24 protein-coding genes are annotated in these 20,606 nt (G+C 58.7%); 10 read left to right on the plus strand and 14 right to left on the minus strand.

Going from position 1 to position 20,606, the window contains the following annotated elements; all coding sequences use genetic code 11:
- Nucleotides 1–486: 486 nt before the first annotated feature.
- The 7 genes from ACM6JQ_RS06325 to ACM6JQ_RS06355 all read right to left on the minus strand — a co-directional run bounded on the left by ACM6JQ_RS06325 (nucleotide 487) and on the right by ACM6JQ_RS06355 (nucleotide 6,022).
- Nucleotides 487–834: a ribonuclease E inhibitor RraB gene (locus tag ACM6JQ_RS06325; protein ID WP_007914059.1), complete on the minus strand. Its 348-nt coding sequence runs from the start codon at nucleotides 832–834 to the stop codon at nucleotides 487–489.
- 209 nt (nucleotides 835–1,043) lie between these two features.
- The gene (locus ACM6JQ_RS06330; protein ID WP_007914057.1) at nucleotides 1,044–1,277 is read right to left on the minus strand and encodes a hypothetical protein; all 234 of its coding nucleotides are present in this window, start codon (nucleotides 1,275–1,277) and stop codon (nucleotides 1,044–1,046) included.
- Nucleotides 1,278–1,497: 220 nt separating this feature from the next.
- Nucleotides 1,498–2,373, minus strand: coding sequence for a polyamine aminopropyltransferase (gene speE / locus ACM6JQ_RS06335; RefSeq protein WP_007914055.1), 876 nt, complete (start codon nucleotides 2,371–2,373; stop codon nucleotides 1,498–1,500).
- 237 nt (nucleotides 2,374–2,610) lie between these two features.
- On the minus strand, nucleotides 2,611–2,802 hold the full coding sequence (locus ACM6JQ_RS06340; RefSeq protein WP_007914053.1) for a PLDc N-terminal domain-containing protein: 192 nt from the start codon (nucleotides 2,800–2,802) through the stop codon (nucleotides 2,611–2,613).
- A 71-nt stretch (nucleotides 2,803–2,873) separates the two neighbouring features.
- Entirely contained in the window at nucleotides 2,874–3,404 is a 531-nt protein-coding gene (locus tag ACM6JQ_RS06345; RefSeq protein WP_007914051.1) for a hypothetical protein, read from the minus strand.
- Nucleotides 3,405–3,568: 164 nt separating this feature from the next.
- Nucleotides 3,569–4,087, minus strand: coding sequence for an ankyrin repeat domain-containing protein (locus ACM6JQ_RS06350; protein WP_123374706.1), 519 nt, complete (start codon nucleotides 4,085–4,087; stop codon nucleotides 3,569–3,571).
- 96 nt (nucleotides 4,088–4,183) lie between these two features.
- Nucleotides 4,184–6,022 (minus strand): long-chain-acyl-CoA synthetase, encoded by a 1,839-nt coding sequence (locus ACM6JQ_RS06355; RefSeq protein ID WP_007914048.1) that lies wholly within the window; start codon nucleotides 6,020–6,022, stop codon nucleotides 4,184–4,186.
- A 390-nt stretch (nucleotides 6,023–6,412) separates the two neighbouring features.
- On the opposite strand from ACM6JQ_RS06355, the gene ACM6JQ_RS06360 reads away from it, so the two are divergent.
- Nucleotides 6,413–6,691 carry a DUF3509 domain-containing protein gene (locus ACM6JQ_RS06360; protein WP_008080936.1) on the plus strand — a complete coding sequence of 93 codons (279 nt, stop codon included), beginning with the start codon at nucleotides 6,413–6,415 and terminating at the stop codon, nucleotides 6,689–6,691.
- Nucleotides 6,692–6,881: 190 nt separating this feature from the next.
- Here ACM6JQ_RS06360 and mtnC read toward each other — a convergent pair whose 3' ends face one another.
- The 5 genes from mtnC to aroC all read right to left on the minus strand — a co-directional run bounded on the left by mtnC (nucleotide 6,882) and on the right by aroC (nucleotide 11,101).
- A complete protein-coding gene (mtnC, locus tag ACM6JQ_RS06365) occupies nucleotides 6,882–7,565 on the minus strand; it encodes an acireductone synthase (RefSeq protein ID WP_095114348.1) in 684 nt (227 codons plus the stop codon).
- 4 nt (nucleotides 7,566–7,569) lie between these two features.
- Nucleotides 7,570–8,115 carry a 1,2-dihydroxy-3-keto-5-methylthiopentene dioxygenase gene (locus ACM6JQ_RS06370; RefSeq protein ID WP_007914042.1) on the minus strand — a complete coding sequence of 182 codons (546 nt, stop codon included), beginning with the start codon at nucleotides 8,113–8,115 and terminating at the stop codon, nucleotides 7,570–7,572.
- Between the two features lie 94 nt (nucleotides 8,116–8,209).
- Entirely contained in the window at nucleotides 8,210–8,836 is a 627-nt protein-coding gene (locus ACM6JQ_RS06375; RefSeq protein WP_007914040.1) for a methylthioribulose 1-phosphate dehydratase, read from the minus strand.
- On the minus strand, nucleotides 8,833–9,978 hold the full coding sequence (locus ACM6JQ_RS06380; RefSeq protein ID WP_414893411.1) for an MFS transporter: 1,146 nt from the start codon (nucleotides 9,976–9,978) through the stop codon (nucleotides 8,833–8,835). Before ACM6JQ_RS06380 ends, ACM6JQ_RS06375 begins: the two co-directional genes overlap by 4 nt.
- Before the next feature lie 31 nt (nucleotides 9,979–10,009).
- Nucleotides 10,010–11,101 (minus strand): chorismate synthase, encoded by a 1,092-nt coding sequence (gene aroC / locus ACM6JQ_RS06385; protein ID WP_007914036.1) that lies wholly within the window; start codon nucleotides 11,099–11,101, stop codon nucleotides 10,010–10,012.
- 130 nt (nucleotides 11,102–11,231) lie between these two features.
- Here aroC and ACM6JQ_RS06390 point away from each other — a divergent pair, with 130 nt between their 5' ends.
- Both ACM6JQ_RS06390 and ACM6JQ_RS06395 read left to right on the plus strand, forming a co-directional pair.
- Nucleotides 11,232–12,185 carry an alpha/beta hydrolase gene (locus tag ACM6JQ_RS06390; protein WP_042704995.1) on the plus strand — a complete coding sequence of 318 codons (954 nt, stop codon included), beginning with the start codon at nucleotides 11,232–11,234 and terminating at the stop codon, nucleotides 12,183–12,185.
- 99 nt (nucleotides 12,186–12,284) lie between these two features.
- A complete protein-coding gene (locus ACM6JQ_RS06395; RefSeq protein ID WP_007914033.1) occupies nucleotides 12,285–13,076 on the plus strand; it encodes a hypothetical protein in 792 nt (263 codons plus the stop codon).
- A gap of 93 nt (nucleotides 13,077–13,169) precedes the next feature.
- Here ACM6JQ_RS06395 and prmB read toward each other — a convergent pair whose 3' ends face one another.
- Nucleotides 13,170–14,078: a 50S ribosomal protein L3 N(5)-glutamine methyltransferase gene (gene prmB / locus ACM6JQ_RS06400; protein WP_007914027.1), complete on the minus strand. Its 909-nt coding sequence runs from the start codon at nucleotides 14,076–14,078 to the stop codon at nucleotides 13,170–13,172.
- Nucleotides 14,079–14,317: 239 nt separating this feature from the next.
- Here prmB and ACM6JQ_RS06405 point away from each other — a divergent pair, with 239 nt between their 5' ends.
- The 5 genes from ACM6JQ_RS06405 to ACM6JQ_RS06425 all read left to right on the plus strand — a co-directional run bounded on the left by ACM6JQ_RS06405 (nucleotide 14,318) and on the right by ACM6JQ_RS06425 (nucleotide 17,089).
- Complete coding sequence (locus tag ACM6JQ_RS06405; protein ID WP_007914026.1) at nucleotides 14,318–14,908, plus strand: cysteine hydrolase family protein; 591 nt, start codon at nucleotides 14,318–14,320, stop codon at nucleotides 14,906–14,908.
- A gap of 130 nt (nucleotides 14,909–15,038) precedes the next feature.
- Entirely contained in the window at nucleotides 15,039–15,359 is a 321-nt protein-coding gene (locus ACM6JQ_RS06410; protein ID WP_007914024.1) for a hypothetical protein, read from the plus strand.
- Between the two features lie 74 nt (nucleotides 15,360–15,433).
- Nucleotides 15,434–15,991, plus strand: a complete 558-nt coding sequence (locus ACM6JQ_RS06415; RefSeq protein ID WP_007914022.1) for a Smr/MutS family protein — start codon at nucleotides 15,434–15,436, stop codon at nucleotides 15,989–15,991.
- A 77-nt stretch (nucleotides 15,992–16,068) separates the two neighbouring features.
- Complete coding sequence (folE, locus tag ACM6JQ_RS06420; protein ID WP_003204506.1) at nucleotides 16,069–16,614, plus strand: GTP cyclohydrolase I FolE; 546 nt, start codon at nucleotides 16,069–16,071, stop codon at nucleotides 16,612–16,614.
- A gap of 103 nt (nucleotides 16,615–16,717) precedes the next feature.
- Nucleotides 16,718–17,089, plus strand: a complete 372-nt coding sequence (locus ACM6JQ_RS06425) for a glutathione S-transferase N-terminal domain-containing protein (protein ID WP_007914020.1) — start codon at nucleotides 16,718–16,720, stop codon at nucleotides 17,087–17,089.
- Nucleotides 17,090–17,253: 164 nt separating this feature from the next.
- Here the strand turns inward: ACM6JQ_RS06425 and ACM6JQ_RS06430 are convergent, their stop codons facing one another.
- Nucleotides 17,254–18,420 carry a PLP-dependent aminotransferase family protein gene (locus ACM6JQ_RS06430; RefSeq protein ID WP_414893412.1) on the minus strand — a complete coding sequence of 389 codons (1,167 nt, stop codon included), beginning with the start codon at nucleotides 18,418–18,420 and terminating at the stop codon, nucleotides 17,254–17,256.
- A gap of 82 nt (nucleotides 18,421–18,502) precedes the next feature.
- Here ACM6JQ_RS06430 and ACM6JQ_RS06435 point away from each other — a divergent pair, with 82 nt between their 5' ends.
- Both ACM6JQ_RS06435 and ACM6JQ_RS06440 read left to right on the plus strand, forming a co-directional pair.
- Complete coding sequence (locus ACM6JQ_RS06435) at nucleotides 18,503–18,949, plus strand: MarR family winged helix-turn-helix transcriptional regulator (protein ID WP_007914011.1); 447 nt, start codon at nucleotides 18,503–18,505, stop codon at nucleotides 18,947–18,949.
- Nucleotides 18,950–19,239: 290 nt separating this feature from the next.
- The gene (locus ACM6JQ_RS06440) at nucleotides 19,240–20,589 is read left to right on the plus strand and encodes an NCS2 family permease (RefSeq protein ID WP_007914003.1); all 1,350 of its coding nucleotides are present in this window, start codon (nucleotides 19,240–19,242) and stop codon (nucleotides 20,587–20,589) included.
- Nucleotides 20,590–20,606 lie beyond the last annotated feature (17 nt).

The following is a 20,606-nucleotide window of genomic DNA, read 5'->3' on the forward strand; positions in this document are numbered from 1 at the left end:
CCGTACTCCTTGTCACCCGGACATACAGGCCTTCGCAAGGCCCGTGCCATCGGCATAAACGCTTTGATTTCAATCGGTTGGAAATACACGCCGCAGGCACCGCACCATTCCTGTGCAGCAATTGCCCCAACCGGATTGCCCCCGCTTCATTGCGACGCACTGCATCGCCTATCACCAGCATAGTCAGAGTTGATTTCACTGCCCGGCGCTGCCTGCGGATAATCCGCGCATTCGCTGCAAAACTTCGCCGACTACAACGTCACGAAGCGCCCAGCTCAACTGATTGGGCTTGCCCCGGCAGCCCGCCCCGCTGTAACCCTGACCGGTTTCCTCTCCTTATCGGTCTTCCCTTTTAGCCACCCTCTCCGGTGGCTTTTTTTTGCCTCGGTTTCTTGTTTCAGGGTTTTGCCAGAGCATTTCGCTTACGCCGGAAATGACAACGGCCAACCCGAAGGTCAGCCGTTGTTCAACAAATGAAACCAGAGATCAGTTCAAACGGTGGCGGTTGCGCACCTCCTGTTTCACACCCCAGCCTTCGATAATGCCGCCCAGAGGTTCAACCACGGCAGAGAATCCCTGCTCGAAGTCGCCAATATCGTCATACGTCGCGTACATCACTTTGCTTAATTCCAGCGCCCACGCACCGTCATCACGCACGCTGACCTGGGCATTGATGGATTCACCGCGAAATTTGCCTGCCGCCCTGCGCGCCCGCTCCTCGTCCGGGAAAATGGCGTAGAACTCGATGGGATGGAATCGGGAAAAATCGAAACCGCCTTCTTTCATGCGGCGCAGAACATTGCTGCTGATGTCTTCTTGATAGGCTGTGCTCATGAATCGTCCCCCTCGCATAGATGGATAGACTTTCCGTATTCCCGCCCCGGGCCTTTGGCCAAAGTACTACGGCAACGTGGTTGCACGCGGGAACAAGCATGTAGCTGACAAGACCAGACCTTAGCGATCCGTTCGCTGATCTCGCTTGCAGAGTAGCCCCAAGTTAGAGCTGCTGCCAAGGCCTGGTGTGAAAGGTGACAGGAAGAATGTCAGATGGGAGTGATGCTGCGGATTTCAATGCTGTTCTGGGTTTTCAGACTTTTCACGCCAGCATCGGCGGTACGCCCTTCCAGATCGTTCAGGTCCAGTTCGGCGGCGACGGGCAGAAGCCGTGCCTTGATCAATCGAGCGGCCTCATCGTCACTGGGGCATTCCGCGCGCTCGAACACCTCATCGACAATTTCACCATGATCGTCCACGAAAGTGACTTTCCACTTTTGCATCGGTGCCTCCTCGATCAAACCCGCAAATGGGCTTACACCTATCTCGACTGTATGGGCCGAAAGTTGGTTCAAAAGGATTACAGCGGACAAAGATGAAAAAAACGACATTTACTGTAGGAGTGAGCCTGCTCGCGATAGCGATTTCTCATCCAACGCTGATGTTGGTAGACAAACCGTAATCGCGAGCAGGCTCACTCCTACAAAGACTTGCAGCGATTATTCAGTCGTTGCTTGGCTTGTTGATCGCCTGCAGCACGTACTGCGGCAAGGCGAACGCGCCGATGTGGATTTCCGGGTTGTAGTAGCGGGTGACGATACCGCTGCCAATGAAGCGCTGTTGCAGGGTTTCACGGCTCAGCTTGCGGTAAGCCGGGTTGGTCGAGCCCCAGGCGAAAGTCATCGAGCCACCGATGTAGGTCGGTACGGCCGCCTGGTAGAAGTGCCAGTCCGGGAACAAGCTGTTCAGGCGACCGGCGGTGGTTTTCACTTCGTCGATCTGCATGAACGGCGTGCCGTTCTGGGTCACGAGGATGCCGCCCTCGTTCAGGCAACGATGGCAGGCCTGATAGAAGTTTTCCGAGAACAGCACTTCACCCGGGCCGATCGGATCGGTGGAGTCGGAGATGATCACGTCGAATTTTTCCGTGGTGGTGGCGACGAAACGCATGCCGTCGTCGATCACCAGGTTCAGACGTGGATCGTCGTAGGCGCCGCTGGAGTGGTTCGGCAGGAACTCTTTGCACATGTCGACCACGGTGCCGTCGATCTCGACCATGGTGATGTGCTCGACACCGGCGTGCTTGGTCACTTCGCGCAGCATACCGCCGTCACCGCCGCCGATGATCAGCACACGCTTGGCGCTACCGTGGGCGAGGATCGGCACGTGAGTGAGCATTTCGTGGTAGATGAATTCGTCGGCTTCGGTGGTCTGAATCACGCCGTCCAGTGCCATGACACGGCCCATGCGCGGGTTCTGGAAGATCACCAGGTGCTGGTGTTCGGTGCGCACTTCGTGCAGCAGTTTTTCCATGCGAAAACGCTGGCCGTAGCCTTCGTAGAGGGTTTCCAGGTACTCGCTGGTTTGGGTAACGGTCATGGTCAAGTGCTCCGATGAATGCGCGGGCGTCAATCGTGGGGACGATTGCCCGGGAAAGGCGCGCATTCTACGTTGCCGAAGATGACAGGTCGAACCTCACTTCATCGGCCCACCACAATCCTTGTGGGAGCTGGCTTGCCAGCGATAGGGTCAACTCGGTTCATCAGTGACACCGCAGTGATCCTATCGCTGGCAAGCCAGCTCCCACAGGTTTTGGGATGCTCACGAAGTTTGTGGCTAGATCCGCACGTTGCCGCGTGGTCCGGCGATTGCCCAGATGATCAGGCCCAGTACCGGCAGGAGGATGATCAGCAGCACCCAGACGATTTTCATCCCGGTGGTCGCGCCGCTTTTCAACACGTTGATGATGGCCCAGATGTCGAGGGCAAGGATGATCAGGCCAATCAGACCGTTGAACGTGGAACCCATGGTGTCGCTCCAGAATAGTGGCATGCACTTTTAGGATAGACGGTCGCGCGCAGGGTTCCCTTTTATTGCACTCAGACGTGAACGGCGATCTTCAACGCTTCGAGCGATGGCGCGGCGGCGATGCCGACTTCGGCGCACAGTTCTAGCACCCGTGGCACGTCGTTGCCGAAGACCAGCACCATTTGCAGTTCGTCGTCGAGCAACTGGCTGAAGTTCATCAGCGTGTAGCCGCCGTTTTCCTTGTTCATGCTGCTCATCTGCACCTGGATGCGGTTGAGTGCGACCAGCGCTTCGGTCTTGGCCAGTTGCTTGGGCTTGAGGTTGAAATCCACACCCGGACCGAACGAGGCGACGATCTGCGCGAACAGGTCAACGTAGGTGTCAGCCTGGAACAGCACGGTTTCCGGCAGGCTGCCGACGACGACCCACTCACCCAACGGGATCGGGAAGGTGTCGTCATAGTTGATGTCCGGGTTGGCGGTCAGAAAAGCACCGGCATCGGCGTAGGCTTGCGCGGCTTCATCGGCCACTTTCAGGATCTCGTCCTCGCCCATGCAGCCGGAGCTGATTTTGCTGATGAGTTCAACGAGTGCGGCTTTCATGAGGGCGGATCCTGTGGAAGGTGAAATTTGAGGGCGCGGAGGATAGCGCACAAAGCAAAAGATCGCAGCCTTCGGCAGTTCCCTACCGACTCAGCATCGTCCGCGAAACAGACGGCGAACGCATCATCGTAGGAGCTGCCGCAGGCTGCGATCTTTTGATCTAATCAACCCAACAGTTTTTCCAGCTGCGCGGTGGTATCAACCGCGCCCATCGTGCGGGCCGCATCCAGCGCCGTGACGCCATTGGCATCCTTGGCTTGCGGATTTGCGCCTTTGCTGATCAGGTAATCAACGATTTCCACACGATTGAACATCGCCGCCATCATCAGCGCCGTACGACCATCAAACGACGAGCCTTCGATCTCGGCGCCCGCCTCGACCAACGCCTTGACCACCGCCAGATCGCCCTTGAACGCCGCACCGGCAATCGGGCTCTGGCCGTTGCCATTGCGCATTTCCGGATCGGCCTTGTGTTTAAGCAGCACTTGCACTGCATCGACATGGCCGTAATAGCTGGCCAACATCAACAACGTGTCGCCCTTGCTGTTCTTCAGGTTCACCGGCAAACCGGCCGTGACCAGGCGATCAAGCATCTCGGCATCACCGTCGCGCGCCTTGTTGAAAACCTGCTCGGTGAATTCGGCAGCTTCTTCAGGGGTCATCTGGCGGCTTTGGTCGGACATGGGCAACTCCACTTTCGGTCTATCGGAAAGTCGACAGTTTCCCGAGCGAGGCGCTGGCTGTCACCCCCTTTTTCTCAAGTCGCGCCATAGCCAGATTCAATAACGATGCTTGCCCTGATGAATTTCCGCCAATACCTCATGGGTAACTCGAACGTAAGTCTGCGTGCCAGGCAGCCAAGCGTAAATCGGGTCATCGCCCGCCTGGCCGGGGTCGAAGCCTTCATTTTTCAATCGGGTTTTCTGGTATTTGAACGTGCCGGTGGTTTCCATTTTTACCTTCACTCGCAGAAACAACGGTACGGCGTAGGCCGGCATGCGCTCCCGGGCAAAGGTCAGCAACTCGGCGAAATCCAGGGTCGCGAGGGATTCCGCCGGCGTGATCGCCGCCATGCCGGCGCGGCCGTTGGTGTTGCGGATCTCCACGCCATAGGCCACCGCCTCGGAAATCTGCGGGTGTTGCAGCAGAAGGTTTTCGACTTCGGTGGTCGAAACGTTTTCGCCCTTCCAGCGGTAGGTATCACCGAGCCGATCAACAAATTGTGCGTGGCCGAAACCGATGTTGCGCAACAAATCGCCAGTGTTGAAAAACCGATCGCCTTTGCTAAACACGTCGTGAAGGACAACCTTGGCGGTTTTTTGCGGATCGGTGTAACCGTCCAGCGGCGCCTTTTCGTCGATCCGCGCCAGCAGCAAGCCCTGCTCGCCCTTGCCAACCTTGCGCATGAAACCGTCGGCGCTGCGCAGCGGCTCGCCGCTTTCATGGTCGTAGGCGACCAACTCCCAGGCCATCAGCGAGAAACCGATGGTGTTGTCGAAGTTGAGAATGTTGGTGAACCCGATGTTGCCGTCGCTCGCCGCGTACAGCTCACAGATGTGCTCGACGCCGAAACGCGTTTTGAACTCAGCCCAGGCACCCGGGCGCAAGCCGTTGCCGATCATCTTGCGCACATCGTGACGACTGTCATCGGCGCTGGCCGGTTGATCGACCAGATAACGGCACAATTCGCCGACGTAGCCAATGGTGGTCGCGCGGTAGCGGCGTACGTCGTTCCAGAACTGGCTGGCGCTGAACTTGCGGCGGATCGCGAAACCCGAGGCGCCATTGACCGCCGAGCCCCAGCACACGCAGAGACCGGTGGCGTGGTACAGCGGCAAGGTGCAATAGACGACGTCGTCGGGGCCCATGTTGAGGGCGATCATGCCGAAACTGGCGGAGCTGCGCATCCAGCGCCCATGCTTGAACACCCCGGCCTTGGGCAGGCCGGTCGTGCCCGAGGTGTAAATGTAGAAACACGGGTCGTCAAAGAAGATCTGCTGGCTGCTCGGTGGATTCTCGCTGGAGGCATCGGCACTGGCGCTGATCAGGTTGACGTAGCCCTCGGGCGCAATGCCCGGATGGCTGTAAGTGTCTTGATCTGCCACGAACCAGGTACGAGGCGCGGCGATCGTCACTTGATCGCGAATGGCCGCATAAGCTGGAACCAGTTCATCGCCAACGACAATCGCCACCGGTGCCACCAGATTCACACTGTGGATCAGTGTGTCGCGAGTCTGTGAGGTATTGAGCAGCGCGCTGACCGCACCGACCTTGGCCAGCGCCAGAATGGTTACCAGCAGTTCCGGGCGGTTTTCGATGAACACCGCGACCACGTCGCCCTTGCCGATGCCTTGCCCGTTCAGATAGTGAGCGATGCGGTTGGCCCACTGGTTGACCTGCGCATAGCTCAGCCGCACATCGCCCTGCAATAACGCCGGCCCCTCGGGGTTGCGCAGCGTCGCTTGCTCGAACGTCCAGCCAAGGCCACAGCTTTGGGTCGGATCCGTGACGTTGGCCACCTTCATGCCTTTGACCACCCGTGGGATGGCCTTGGCGATCATCGGCAATTTGCGGAGCATCATGCCCCAGGTAATCGTGTCGCTTGGCGCGTGACTCATGGATGCTCCCCGTCCGACCTTGGCGTGCAGGTCGATGTTTTTATTTTTCGGGCTTTGGCTTGCAGCAACCGGCACATTCGAGCGCGGGTCGAGATCGAAAATACGTCAGCGCTTCTCGCGCTGTACACGCGGTTTTTGCAATGTTTTGTATCTGCTGATCGGCCGACGGCTGCGGTGATCATCGGGTAAGCGATTGGTTCCGTTGTTTCGACAACGATCCCGCAAAATGCAGGATGCACGATGGCCATTCATGCAGTTTGCACGACGACGTAAATTTTCATTTTATTTAACTTATTGATTTATAAAGGATTTATTATTTTCAAATGCTGGCACAATCGCTGCAACCTCCTCTGCATGCTTGCCATTCAAGTGCATACGGAGCTGAAAGACATGAGCCTGATCCAAGAAAAGTTTACCTCCCTGTTCTCCAACTTCGACGTCACCACTGCGCCACGTCCCGATGGCGGGATCCTGCTGACCCTGCGCAGCAGCGACGGCAAAGTGTTTAAACGTGCACTGACTTACCAGCAACTGCATGCCGGTGACCAACTGTCGTGGGCGATCAGTGCCATTCGTCGTGACCTGGCGGAACAAGCCAGTGAGCTGCCGCAAATTGCCATGCTGCAGAGCCAGCAGCGTTTTGCCCTGCCGACCTATCATTCGCTGTAATTTTTAAAGCGCTTTAAACAAGACAGGCCGTGGAGCTTTCGCTTCACGGCCTGTTTTTTTGTGCGCGATCTTTACTGCGATCTCTAACTCTTTGTAGGAGCTGCGGAACGCTGCGATCTTTTGATCTTGTTTTTGAAGATCAGGATCAAAAGATCGCAGCGTTCCGCAGTTCCTACAGGGATTGTGTGGGTTAGAAAGCTTCGGGTTCTATGCCGGTGAAGGTGTCGACGGTGATGTGGCTGCCCAGCTCGCCGCCTTCACGGGCGAGGCCGCAGGTTTGCAGGCCGGCTGCTTGCGCGGCGTCGAGCTCTTCGACGATATCCGAGAGGAACAGGATTTCTTCGGGTTCGACGCCAATGGCTTTCTGGATATTGGTGTACGACTGCGCCTCACGCTTAGGCCCGGACGTCGTGTCGAAATAACCACTGAACAGCGGCGTCAAATCCCCCGCCTCCGAGCAGCCGAAAATCAGCTTCTGCGCCTGAATCGAACCCGACGAATACACAAACAGTTGATAGCCCGCCGCATGCCAGCGTTGCAGTGCGTCAACCGCATCCGGGTAAACATGCCCCTTCAACTGCCCGGCGTGATAACCCTGGGCCCAGACCATGCCTTGCAAAGCCTTGAGCGGCGTGGCTTTGCGATCCTCCTCGATCCAGCTCAAGAGAATTTCAACAACCCGTTCAACATCGGCCTGCGGCGCATTGCTGTCACGGCGCACGGCGTCGAGTTGCTCGGCAACATCGGCGCGTTCGGCGTTCTGGCGCACGAAGTCCGGCAAATGTTTGGCCGCGTACGGAAACAGCACGTCAAACACGAAACTCACTGCGCTGGTGGTGCCTTCGATGTCAGTGACAATGGCTTTGATCGACATCGAATCAGTCCTCCAGACGCGGGAAACGACCGGCGATGTCTTCGCCGGTGAAGTTGGCAACCCAGCCTTCAGGGTTGTTGAACAGGCGAATCGCCACGAAGTGCGGATGCTCGCCCATGTCGAACCAGTGTTTGGTGCCGGCCGGCACCGAGATCAGGTCATTCTTCTCACAGAGAACCGCGTAGACGTAATCGTCGATGTGCAGGGTAAACAACCCACGACCCGCGACGAAAAATCTGACTTCGTCTTCGCCATGGCGGTGTTCTTCGAGGAACTTGGCGCGCAGTTCGGCTTTTTGCGGGTGATCGCTGTTCAGGCTGATGACGTCGACGGTGATGTAACCGCGCTCGGTCATCAGTTTGTCGATCTGCTCTTTATAGGCGCTGATCACTTCTTCCTGGGTCGCGCCCGGCTGGATCTTCGCCGCCGCTTGCCAGCGGTCAAAGCGTACGCCCTGCTCGGCCAGGGTCGAGGCGATGTCTTCAAAGTGGGTCAGCACTTTGTTGGGAATATCGGGGCTGGAAACGTGATAGACGGACAGGCTGCTCATTGGGGCAATTCCTCGGTATCGGCCTTGCCGTCCGGTTCTTGCAGACCGGTCGGGCACAGCATTTCATCAGGCAAATGGGCTACTTCTGGTGAAGTCAGCCTTGGCGGTTCATGACGCTGCGGGTTTTCAACTCGCATTCAAACAGAAATTCAAAGGCCTCGATCTGCCGCAGCGCGTCGCTCATCTGCGCGCCCCAGGTGTAGAGGCCGTGACCGCGAATCAGATAACCGACGCAATCAGGATGGGCGTCGAGCCAAGGCTGCACCTTGGCGGCGAGGCGCGCAATGTCCTGATCGTTGTCGAAAATCGGCACGCGCACTCGCGATTCGTGGGTCGAGATGCCGCTGAAGGCTTTTTGCAGTTCGTAATCTTCAAACTCGATAAATTCGTCCGGCGTCAGGCGCGACAACACCGTGGCGTTCACCGAATGGGTGTGCAGCACCGCGCCGATCTCTGGTCGCCAGCTGTAGAGTTGGGTGTGCAGCAAGGTTTCGGCAGAGGGCTTTTTGCCCGGTTCCAGGCTGTTGCCCGACAGATCGGTGGCGAGCACATCGTCCAGACCCAACTGGCCTTTGTGCTTGCCCGACACTGTCAGCAGCGCTTCGCTCGGCGACAGGCGCGTCGAGTAGTTGCTGCTGGTGGCCGGCGACCAGCCGCGACCATAGAGAAAGCGCCCGGCATCGACGATTTGCTGGGCGAGTTGTTCACGCGTAAGGCTCATGGCCTGTCCTCTTGCATACGTGTGGCAATGATAACGGCAGCAGCGAGCGCCGCGAGACTGGCAATACTAAAGGTCAATGTCGCGCCGAGGGCATTCCAGCTGTAACCGGAATACAACGCGCCGAGCGCACCGCCGGTACCGGCCAGTGCTGCGTACAACGCCTGGCCCTGCCCTTGCTGGCGCGCGCCGAAGCTACGTTGCACGAAGGCGATGGCAGCGGCGTGAAAACTGCCGAAGGTCGCTGCGTGCAGCACCTGCGCGAATAACAGCACCAACAGAAACTCGGCGAACGAACCTAGCAGCAACCAGCGCAGCGCCGCCAGCAGAAAACTCGCCATCAATACGCGGCGCAGGGAAAACCGCGCGAGAATCCGGCTCATCGCCATGAACATCAGCACTTCGGCGACGACACCCACGGCCCAGAGCATGCCGATGGTGCCGCGTGTGTAGCCGAGGCGCTCAAGGTGCAAGGTCAGAAAGGTGTAATACGGGCCGTGGCTCATCTGCATCAGCGCGACACAAGCGTAAAACGCCAGCACGCCGGGATCGCGCAGCTGTTTGAGAAACCCCTCGCCGTGCGGCCGATTGCCTTGCGGTGGTTGCGCGTTCGGCACCCACAGACTGCTGAGGACGATGCCGGCCATGATCAGCACCAGCGCCGCCGGGTAGATATCGAGGCTCAGCCATTCGAACAGCCGGCCCAACGCAACCACGGTGATGATGAAACCGATCGAGCCCCACAGGCGGATCTGGCTGTAACGCGAGGTCTGGCCCTGCAAATGCGCCAGCGTGATGACTTCGAACTGCGGCAGCACCGCGTGCCAGAAGAATGCGTGCAGCGCCATGACCATCGCCAGCCAGGCGTAGGTCTTGCTGACAAAAATCAACGAGAACGTCAGCAGCGTACACACTGCGCCAAAGCGCACGATGGCCAGGCGTCTACCGGTGTAATCACCGAGCCAGCCCCAGATGTTCGGCGCCACGCAGCGCATCAGCATCGGGATGGCAACCAGTTCACCGATTCGCGCCGGACTGAAGCCGAGGTGATCGAAATACAGCGCCAGAAACGGCGCCGTCGAACCGAGCAAGGCGAAATAGAACAGATAGAAACTGGACAGCCGCCAGTAAGGGAGCGCCGCCACGGTTATGCCGCGACGGCTTCAAGGCCTGCCATCAAAGCTGACCCAGCACCGGCGTGCTCACGCGCACATCGGCGTTCTGCCCACGATGACGCAGCAAGTGGTCCATCAGCACGATCGCCATCATCGCTTCGGCGATCGGCGTGGCGCGGATGCCGACGCACGGATCGTGACGGCCCTTGGTGATCACGTCGACCGGATTGCCGTGGATGTCGATCGAACGGCCCGGAGTGGTGATGCTCGATGTTGGCTTCAGCGCCAAGTGGGCAACAATCGGCTGACCGGACGAGATACCGCCGAGGATGCCGCCCGCATTGTTGCTGAGGAAGCCTTCCGGGGTCATTTCATCGCGGTGTTCGGTACCGCGCTGGGCGACCGAGGCGAAACCGGCGCCGATTTCCACGCCTTTGACCGCGTTGATGCTCATCAGCGCATGGGCCAGTTCGGCGTCGAGACGGTCGAAAATCGGCTCGCCCAGGCCCGGCATGACGCCTTCGGCAACCACGGTGATCTTCGCCCCGACCGAGTCTTGGTCGCGGCGCAACTGGTCCATGTAGGCTTCCAGTTCCGGAACCTTGTCCGGATCCGGGCTGAAGAACGCGTTCTCCTCCACCGAGTCCCAGGTCTTGAACGGGATTTCGATCGGGCCGAGCTGGCTCATGTAGCCACGAATGACGATGCCCTGAGTTGCCAGATATTTCTTGGCGATCGCACCGGCCGCCACGCGCATCGCGGTTTCGCGCGCCGAACTGCGGCCACCGCCACGGTAGTCGCGCTCACCGTATTTGTGGTGGTAGGTGTAGTCAGCGTGGGCCGGGCGAAACAGATCCTTGATCGCCGAGTAGTCCTTGGACTTCTGGTCGGTGTTGCGAATCAGCAGGCCGATCGAGCAACCGGTGGTGCGTCCTTCGAACACGCCAGAGAGGATTTCGACTTCGTCGGCTTCCTGGCGCTGGGTGGTGTGGCGGCTGGTGCCCGGCTTGCGGCGATCGAGGTCGCGCTGCAGGTCTTCGAGGGAGATCTCCAGGCCCGGCGGGCAGCCGTCGACAATGGCGACCAACGCCGGACCATGGCTTTCGCCAGCGGTGGTGACAGTGAACAACTTGCCGTAGGTATTGCCGGACATGCAGGACGCTCCGTGAAATCAAACCCAAATTCGTGATGCGCGCCAGTATACGCAGGCTAACCGAGTAGTTCATCCTCGAACCTTAGTGGTGCTGGCGAGTCCAACCGGCACCTTGGCGAATGATGGCGTGATGATGCTGCGAGTTTTGATCTTGAGTCTTACCCTCTTTACGGGCTTTGCCCAAGCGACGGTCCTACAACGCCCGGTAACTTTGGATACCGGCACCGGTGAGCTTTTCGGTTCGCTGTTGCTGCCAAAATCCGACAGTCCGGTGCCGGTTGTCCTGATCATTTCTGGCTCGGGTCCTACGGATCGCGACGGAAACAACCCCGACGGCGGGCGCAACGACAGCCTCAAGCGCCTGGCGTGGGTGCTGGCCAAACACAACATCGCCAGCGTGCGTTACGACAAGCGCGGTGTTGCGGCGAGCCTGGCGGCGACCCCGGATGAGCGCAATTTGTCGGTGGAGGCCTATGCAGCAGATGCGGTGGCGTGGGGGCAAAAGCTCAAGGCCGATCCACGTTTCGGCAAGCTGATCCTGCTGGGCCACAGTGAGGGCGCGCTGATAGCCAGCCTCGCCGCGCCGAAAGTCGATGCGGCGGCGGTGATTTCCCTGTCCGGCAGCGCCCGACCGGTCGATCAGGTGATCCGCGAGCAATTGGCCCGCAGCCTGCCGCCACCGCTGATGCTGCGCAGTAACGAACTGCTCGACAGCCTCAAGGCCGGTCACACCGACGACAATGTGCCGCAGCCGTTGCAGGTGATTTTCCGCCCGAGCGTGCAGCCGTATCTGATTTCACTGTTCCGTCAGGATCCGGCGAAAGCCTTCGCGCAATTGAAAATGCCGGCACTGATTGTTCAGGGTAGCAATGACATGCAGGTCGGCGTTGGCGATGCGCAGGCGCTGAAAGCCGCTAAACCCGACGCCGAACTGGTGGTCATCGAAGGCATGAACCACGTCATGCGCATCGTGCACAACGACATGAAGCGGCAATTGGCCTCGTACAAGGACCCGAATTTGCCGCTGGCCGCAGAACTGGGCAGCAAAATCATCGAGTTTATTGACGGACTTCGCACCCGTTAACCGTTGTTTGCCCTCTAGTCCTGACAGAAACGGCCGATAAGCCTTTGTCGCCAGCGCAACCGCTGGCGACAAGCAGGGCTTGGACAGGATCTCGCCGTTATGACTGATACCCAGACTTCACCCGACACCACCGCTGAAAAAGACGCACCGCCAGCGGCCGAGCTGCCGTGGGCGGATGTCCATGTCGAGCACCACAAGATGCTCCGCCTGGCCCCGTTGCAAACCGACCGCAACACCGGCGGGCGGCCGTTGCGCTTCGTCGAATTCGGTTACGCCGAGCGCAACAGCAAAGAAAAAAGCCTGATGCGCATGGCAATCAAGCTGCCGAGTCAACGCGTTCGCAAAGAACAGAATCATCTCGATGTGTGGGTCGATCACACCACCAAGCGCGTCAGCTTTGGCCCGGACAGCGGCTTGCAAATCGAACCGTTGAACCGTGGCATCGGCCGTTTCATGGCCGCACAAGGCATCAACTGGGCGAAAAAACGCTGGCCCGCCTACACCGTCGATGGCATGGACTTGAACAACAAGGACGCGCTGAATGAAGACACGCGCCTGCGTCGCGATCATTTCCTGCGGGTGCATGGTTTTGATGTGGTGTACGCCGATGCCCAGCACTTGAAGGGCAGCGTCAAGGATGTGTTGGTAGGTGATCTGCTCGGTGACTGGAACAGCGAAAAGCTGCAGATCGTCGAGATTCTCGAGGCGGCGCAGATGCTTCAGCAGGCCGAACAGAATCTGGCCGAGCAGGAAGTGAAGCTGAAGAAGCAGGAAGAGAAAGTCAGCAAGTTCAAGCGTGAAGACGCTGGTTTGCGTTTCACCATCACGTGTCTGGTGGCGTTTGCGGTGTTTCAGGCGGGGTTGCTGATCTGGATTGCCACGCACCGGTAGATCAAAAGATCGCAGCCTTCGGCAGCTCCTACACTGGAATGCGGTAATCCTTGTAGGAGCTGCCGAAGGCTGCGATCTTTTGCTTTTAACGGGTCAGACGCGGGAGGCGAACAGCGCCTGATGATCGCGGCACTGCTCCGCCGTCAACATGAACACGCCATGGCCACCACGCTCGAATTCGAGCCAGGCGAAATCGACTTCCGGGTACAGCGCGTCAACGTGCACCTGGCTGTTACCCACCTCGACAATCAACAAGCCCTTCTCGGTGAGGTGATCCGCCGCTTCGGCGAGCATGCGTCGAACCAGATTCAGACCATCATCGCCACAGGCCAGACCCAGCTCCGGTTCATGCTGATACTCATCCGGCATATCTGCGAAATCTTCTGCATCCACGTAAGGCGGATTCGACACGATCAAGTCGAAACGCTGCCCCGGCAAACCGTCAAAACCATCGCCCTGCACGGTGTACACACGCTCATCGACGCCATGGCGCTCGATGTTCTGGTTGGCCACTTCCAACGCCTCGAAGGACAAATCGGCCAGCACCACTTCGGCGTTCTGGAACTCGTAGGCGCAGGCAATGCCGATGCAACCGGAACCGGTGCACAGGTCGAGAATCCGCGCCGGCTCGGTGCCGATCCACGGCGCAAAGTGATTTTCGATCAGTTCGCCAATCGGTGAACGCGGGATCAATACGCGCTCGTCAACAATGAACGACATACCGCAGAACCACGCCTCGCCCAACAGGTAAGCGGTCGGAATGCGTTCCTCGATACGACGCTTGAGCAGGCGTTGCAGATTGACCAACTCATCGTCTTCCAGCGCGCAATCGAGGTAGCTGTCGGCGATTTCCCATGGCAGGTGCAATGCACCGAGCACGAGTTGCCGGGCTTCGTCCCAGGCATTGTCGGTGCCATGGCCGAAAAACAGATCCTCCCCATGGAAGCGGCTGACGGCCCAACGGATGTGGTCGCGCAGGGTACGAAGTCGGGAAGTGATCACGGGGCAGAACTCCAGAAAAAACGACTGGCGATTCTACCAGCCAAAACGCCTGACGACGACGCAGGAAAAACATCGCGACGACGGTAGGAGTTTTCTGTTTTTTGCATCAGCTATTGAACAGAACGTGTAACTTGACAAGGCTGCAGGCCAATAACGACGGTGCCTACGATGGTAGCGATTCACAGAACCGCTCCGCCAGAGGACAATGTCGCAAAAGCCCCACCCCAAGGAGCCCCAGAATGTCCGTTCCAAAAACGATGTTTCAACTCAGCGGTCGCGGTTACGCAGCGGCCACACTGAGCCATGCCACCGTGGTCATCATCGATGCCCAGAAAGAATATCTCAGTGGCCCGCTGGCCCTGAGCGGCATGGACGCGGCCGTCGCGAACATCAAACAAGTGGTTGCCGCAGCCCGTGCAGCCGGTCGGCCGATCGTGCACGTGCGTCATCTCGGCACCGTCGGAGGCCTGTTCGACCCGCAGGGTGAACGCGGCGAATTCATCCCGGGCCTCGAGCCACAAGGTGATGAAACCATTATCGGCAAACTGCTGCCGAGCGCGTTCCATGGCACCGAGTTGCTGGACCGTCTGCAAAACCTTGGCTCGCTGGACTTGATCGTCTGCGGTTTCATGAGCCATTCCAGCGTCAGCACCACCGTGCGTGCAGCAAAAAACCTGGGGTTCCGCTGCACCCTGGTGGAAGACGCCTGCGCGACCCGCGACTTGCCGTTCAAGGGCCGCGTGCTCAGCGCCGCCGTGGTGCAGGAAGCTGAAATGGCGATCATGGCGGACAACTTTGCCACCCTCGCGTTGACTCAAGACCTGATCTGATCTGCTTTGATGAGCGGCTCAGCACGCCGCTCATCCGCAAATTCCTCTCATTTGCCGCAAATGCCATAGCCTCAGGAACAACCCGGTCAACTCCCGGTCGAAGGGCCGATACCCATTGAGGAAGGTCGGAATGAAGTTATCCGATGGATTTGACGCACGCCGCTTGCGGCCCAAAGGCCAAAGCAACTGGCGTTTTCGATTTGGCGCGGCGATCGCGGCCATTCTGGCCACGTTCGGCGTGCTGCTGGCGATGGCCGGAGCAGCCAGCCTGCTCGGGCGCCCACCGGCACTCGGTGACTTGAACGCTACGCCGATGGGCTCGGCGATCATTCTGGCAGTCGGTTTGCTGTTTCTGTATTTCGGTGTCGCCCTGTGGCGTCGCTGCCGCCGTCGCGCACGGCAATCGCGGGAACTGAACATGTCCCCGCACCTGATGAAAAAACACGACTGACTCACCGGCCTGGCTTTTTGCCGGGCCGTTTTGTTTCGACTTGGGTAAACTGGCCGCCCTTCGCGGAGGCTGACATGCAAGACGACGATTTTTCCCTGTTCAAAAGTGCGATCCAAGGCGTCAAGCCGATCAAGCACGATCGCGCCGACACCGGTAAACCCAAGGCTGACCGCGCTCAGATCGCCAAGCTGCGCCAGTCCGCCACCGTGCGCACCGATACCGCGACCGTCGATGGGTTGTCCGATCAGTTTGTGATTGATGTCGGCCCGGAAGACGAATTGATGTGGTCGCGCGACGGCGTGCAGGAAAGTCAGATGCGCAAGCTCAAGGTCGGGCAGATCCCGTTCGAAGGCAGTCTCGACCTGCATGGCATGAGCGTGGAAAAGGCACGCGAGACCTTGTGGGCTTTTCTTGCCGAAGCGACCAAGTTCGAAATTCGCTGCGTGCGCGTTACCCACGGCAAGGCTGTACGCCTGGACGGCAAGCGACCAATGATCAAAAGCCACGTCAACACCTGGTTGCGCCAGCATGCCCAAGTGCTGGGTTTCTGCTCGTGCCAAGCCAGACACGGCGGTGCCGGCGCGGTTTATGTGATGCTCAAACGCACCATGATGGAAGGCCGCGACGAATAATCCCGTTACACCGAACTTGCAGGGTTGTGTCCGCCACCGTACCCTTGCCCTTTGCGAAAATCCCCACAGGTAGTTTCATGTCCCTGGAACAGAATTACACCGCGATTCTCGGCCAATTGGGCGAGGACGTGTCCCGCGAGGGCCTGCTCGACACGCCAAAGCGTGCCGCCAAAGCCATGCAGTACCTCTGCCGCGGTTATGAACAGACGCTCGAAGAGGTCACCAACGGTGCCCTGTTCAGCTCCGACAACAGCGAAATGGTGCTGGTCAAGGACATCGAGTTGTACTCGTTGTGCGAACACCACCTGCTGCCGTTCATCGGCAAGGCACACGTCGCCTACATCCCGAGCGGCAAAGTGCTGGGCCTGTCGAAGGTCGCGCGGATCGTCGACATGTACGCTCGTCGCCTGCAGATCCAGGAAAACCTCAGCCGTCAGATCGCCGATGCTGTCCAGCAAGTGACTGGCGCGTTGGGTGTGGCCGTGGTGATTGAGGCCAAGCACATGTGCATGATGATGCGCGGTGTCGAGAAGCAGAATTCGTCGATGATCACTTCGGTCATGCTCGGTGAGTTCCGTGAAAACGCCGCGACCCGCAGCGAATTCCTCAGCCTCATCAAGTAATTTGCGCCACGAAGAAAACCGGCACTCATCGCCGGTTTTTTTTCGTCCGTGAAAAATCGGGTAAGCTGCGCGCCTTCTCAATTTGCACCGTGAGGCTTTAAACGTGTTCGTCAAAGCGCTTCGTGTCGGCCTCGGCCAACTGGTTATCTTCATCGACTTCATCACCCGCCCGGGCAAGAAACAGCGTCCTGCCGAAACTCAGGCCCAGGTCAACGCCGCCGCGAAAGGCCTGACCCTGTATCAGTTCCATGCTTGCCCGTTCTGCGTGAAAACCCGCCGCACGCTGCGTCGCCTGAATGTGCCGGTGGCGCTGAAGGATGCGAAAAACAATGAGCAGGATCGTCAGACGCTGCTGGATCAGGGCGGCCGGATCAAGGTGCCTTGCCTGCGGATTGAAGAGAATGGCCAGACCACCTGGATGTATGAATCCAAGGTGATTATTGATTATCTGGACAAGCGCTTTGCTGCTGTCTGAGATTATGTGGTGATGCTGATGGCCTAATCGCTGGCAAGCCAGCTCCCACAGGTTTGTGAACGCCACAGATCACTGTGGGAGCTGGCTTGCCAGCGATTAGGCCCTCTCAGCCACCGCAAATCCCAGTCAAAAATAAACCGGCCCTCGAGCCGGTTTATTTGTTTTCAGGCCGCTTTCTCTAGCTGCGCCCGACGTACCACCGCCGCCAATCGCTTCAGCCCTTCATCCAGCCGCGCTGGATCGATGTGGCTGAAATTCAAGCGCAAATGCCCGAGATTCTTATCGGGATCCGGAAAGAACGGCTCCCCCGGCATGAACGCCACGTCATTGGCCAACGCCTCGTTTAGCAACGTTCGCGTGTCCAGCGGTTGCTTCAGTTTCAGCCAGAAAAACAGCCCGCCCTGCGGCATGTTCCAATGCGCCAGATCAGAAAAGTGCATTTCCAGCGCAGCTTGGAAAGCATCGCGCCGCTGCCGATAGAAGCCGCGCAACTCACTCAAATGCTGCTGATACTTTTCAGTACCGATCCACTGCAACGCCTGCCACTGACCGATGCGATTGGTGTGCAAATCTGCCGATTGCTTGAGCTTGAGCAGGTGCGGAAACAGATCCTTGCTGGCGATCAGATAGCCGACGCGCAGCCCCGGCAGCAATGTTTTCGAAACCGTACCGGTGTAGATCCAACTGGATTTTTTCAGACGTCCAGCGATCGGTTTGGCGCTGCCGCCATCGAACGTCAGCTCGCGGTAGGGTTCGTCTTCGATCAGAGTGACGCCGAATTCGTCGAGCAATGCCGCCACGGCTGCACGCTTGGCTTCGCTGTAGCGCACGGCGGACGGGTTCTGGAACGTCGGAATCAAGTAGATGAACGCCGGACGATGCTGCTCCAGACGCTCGCGCAGTTGCGCCAGGTTCGGCCCATCAGACTCTTGCGGCACGGTCAGGCAATCGGCGCCGAACAGTTGGAAGATTTGCAACGCGGCCAGATAGGTCGGCGCTTCGAGCAGAATTTCCGTGCCTTTGTCGATGTACAGCTTGGCCGCCAGATCGAGGGTCTGCTGGGAGCCGCTGACCACCAGCACCTGACAGGCCTCGCACTCCAGGCCCAGCGCCCTCGCCTCCGCCGCCAACGCTTCGCGCAACGCCGGCTCGCCTTCGCTCATGCCGTATTGGCCGAGCGCCAGCGGCATGTCCGCCCACTCGACCTTCGGCAGCATGGCTTCGGCCGGCAAGCCACCGGCGAACGACATCACCTCAGGACGCTGGGCAGCGGCGAGGATTTCACGAATCAAAGAACTTTTAAGGCGCGAGACACGTTCGGAAAAAGCCATGGCGGTCACCGGTAGCAAGGGATGCGAAAAATGAGTCAAACTGGTTGACTGAAATTACGACAGCCTGAGCGAGTACGTCAACATGCTTGACCTTAAAAACCCTGCAAGCCAACAACAGGCCATGGAAGCGTTTTTCTTCGGCTACCAGGCGTTCACCGCCAAAGCTGATGAAATGCTGGAACGCCGTGGCTTGTCGCGGGTGCATCAGCGCATTGTGTTTTTCATCGCGCGTTATCCGAATTTGAGCGTGAAAGAGTTGCTGGCCTTGCTCGGTGTGAGCAAGCAAGCGCTGAACATGCCGCTGCGGCAGTTGCAGGAAATGCATCTGGTGGACAGCGTCGCCTCGGAGGCTGATAAGCGTAAGCGCCTGCTGGAGTTGACGGCGGAAGGCGCGAAGTTCGAGCAGGCGTTGCGCCGTGAGCAGGTGAAGTTGCTGGAGCGGGTATTTGCCGAGGCCGGGGAAGCGGCGGTGAATGGATGGTTGGCGGTGAATCTGGCATTGGGGAAAACTCAGACGGCTCTCGATTGAATGGGAATACATCTTCGCGAGCAGGCTCGGTCCCACAGGGGGACGCATACCAATGGGGGAGCGAGCTTGCTCGCGCAGGGGCCGGCACAGGCGATATATCCCTATTGACGGAACTTTCGTAAACAAAACCAAAAACAATATTTGCTTTATTTGTACACAAAAGCATAATCCACAGCGTGCGAGTTCCTGACCGCATGGTCAACAAATTCGCGTAAGCCTCAAAGGGCCGCTGCCACCCCTCATGGGTCCGGCCCTGGAAATAACAATAAAACTCTTGAGGAGTACTCGCTGTGGAAAGCCGCAAATCCGAAGCATCGACGCTGGACCTCTCGCCGCCATTACGCAGTGGCTTGCTGGAACGTCTGTTTAAACTCAGCTTGCATGGCACCACGGTGAAGACCGAGCTGATTGCCGGTCTGACAACCTTCATCACCATGGCTTACATCATCTTCGTCAACCCGAACATCATGGCCGATGCCGGGATCGATCACGGTGCAGCCTTCGTCGCCACCTGTATCGCCGCGGCATTGGGCTGCCTGTTGATGGGCCTGTACGCCAACTGGCCGGTGGGCCTGGCACCGGGCATGGGCCTCAACGCCTTCTTCACCTACACCGTGGTCGGCACCATGGGCTACAACTGGGAAACCGCGCTGGGTGCGGTATTTGTCTCCGGTGTGTTGTTCATGATCCTGACCTTCTCGCGGATTCGTGAGTGGCTGCTCAACAGCATTCCGGTCAGTCTGCGCTTTGCAATGGGTGCCGGTGTTGGTCTGTTCCTCGGTCTGATCGGTCTGAAAACCGCCGGGATCGTCGTCGACAGTCCAGCGACCCTGATCAAACTCGGCTCCCTGCGCGAACCCGGCCCACTGCTTGCGGCCATCTGCTTCCTGATGATTGCGATCCTCAGCTACCACCGCGTGTTCGGTGCGATCCTCATCAGCATCATCACCGTGACCCTGGCCGGCTGGGGCCTGGGCATCGTTCACTATGAAGGCATCATGTCGACCCCGCCGAGCCTGGCGCCGACCTTCATGGCGATGAACGTGGCCGGCGTGTTCAACGTCAGCATGATCAGCGTCGTACTGGCTTTCCTCTTTGTGCACATGTTCGACACCGCCGGCACGTTGATGGGCGTTGCCCAGCGCGCCAATCTGGTGAACGCCGACGGCCGTATCGAAAACCTCTCCCGCGCGATGAAAGCCGACAGTGCTTCCAGCGTCTTCGGCGCCGTGGTCGGTGTCCCGCCCGTCACAAGTTACGTAGAAAGTGCCGCCGGTGTGGCCGCTGGTGGTCGGACTGGTCTTACCGCAGTTACCGTAGGTGTGCTATTTATAGCAGCGATGTTTTTCGCACCGCTGGCCGGCATGATTCCCGCTTACGCCACCGCCGGTGCACTGATCTATGTAGCGATGCTGATGATGGGCGGCATGGCCCACATCGAATGGGATGAAGCCACTGACGCCATTCCGGCCATCGTCACTGCGATCATGATGCCACTGACCTTCTCGGTCGCCGATGGCATCGCGCTGGGCTTCATCACCTACGTGGCGTTGAAGGCCGGTACCGGCAAGTACAAGGAAATTTCCGTGAGCCTGTGGGTGCTCTGCGCGATCTTCATCGCCAAGTTCATCTTCTTGTAAGCGTCACGCGGTTCAAG

The sequence above is a fragment of the Pseudomonas sp. IT-232MI5 genome (genome assembly GCF_949767845.1).
GTDB lineage: Bacteria > Pseudomonadota > Gammaproteobacteria > Pseudomonadales > Pseudomonadaceae > Aquipseudomonas.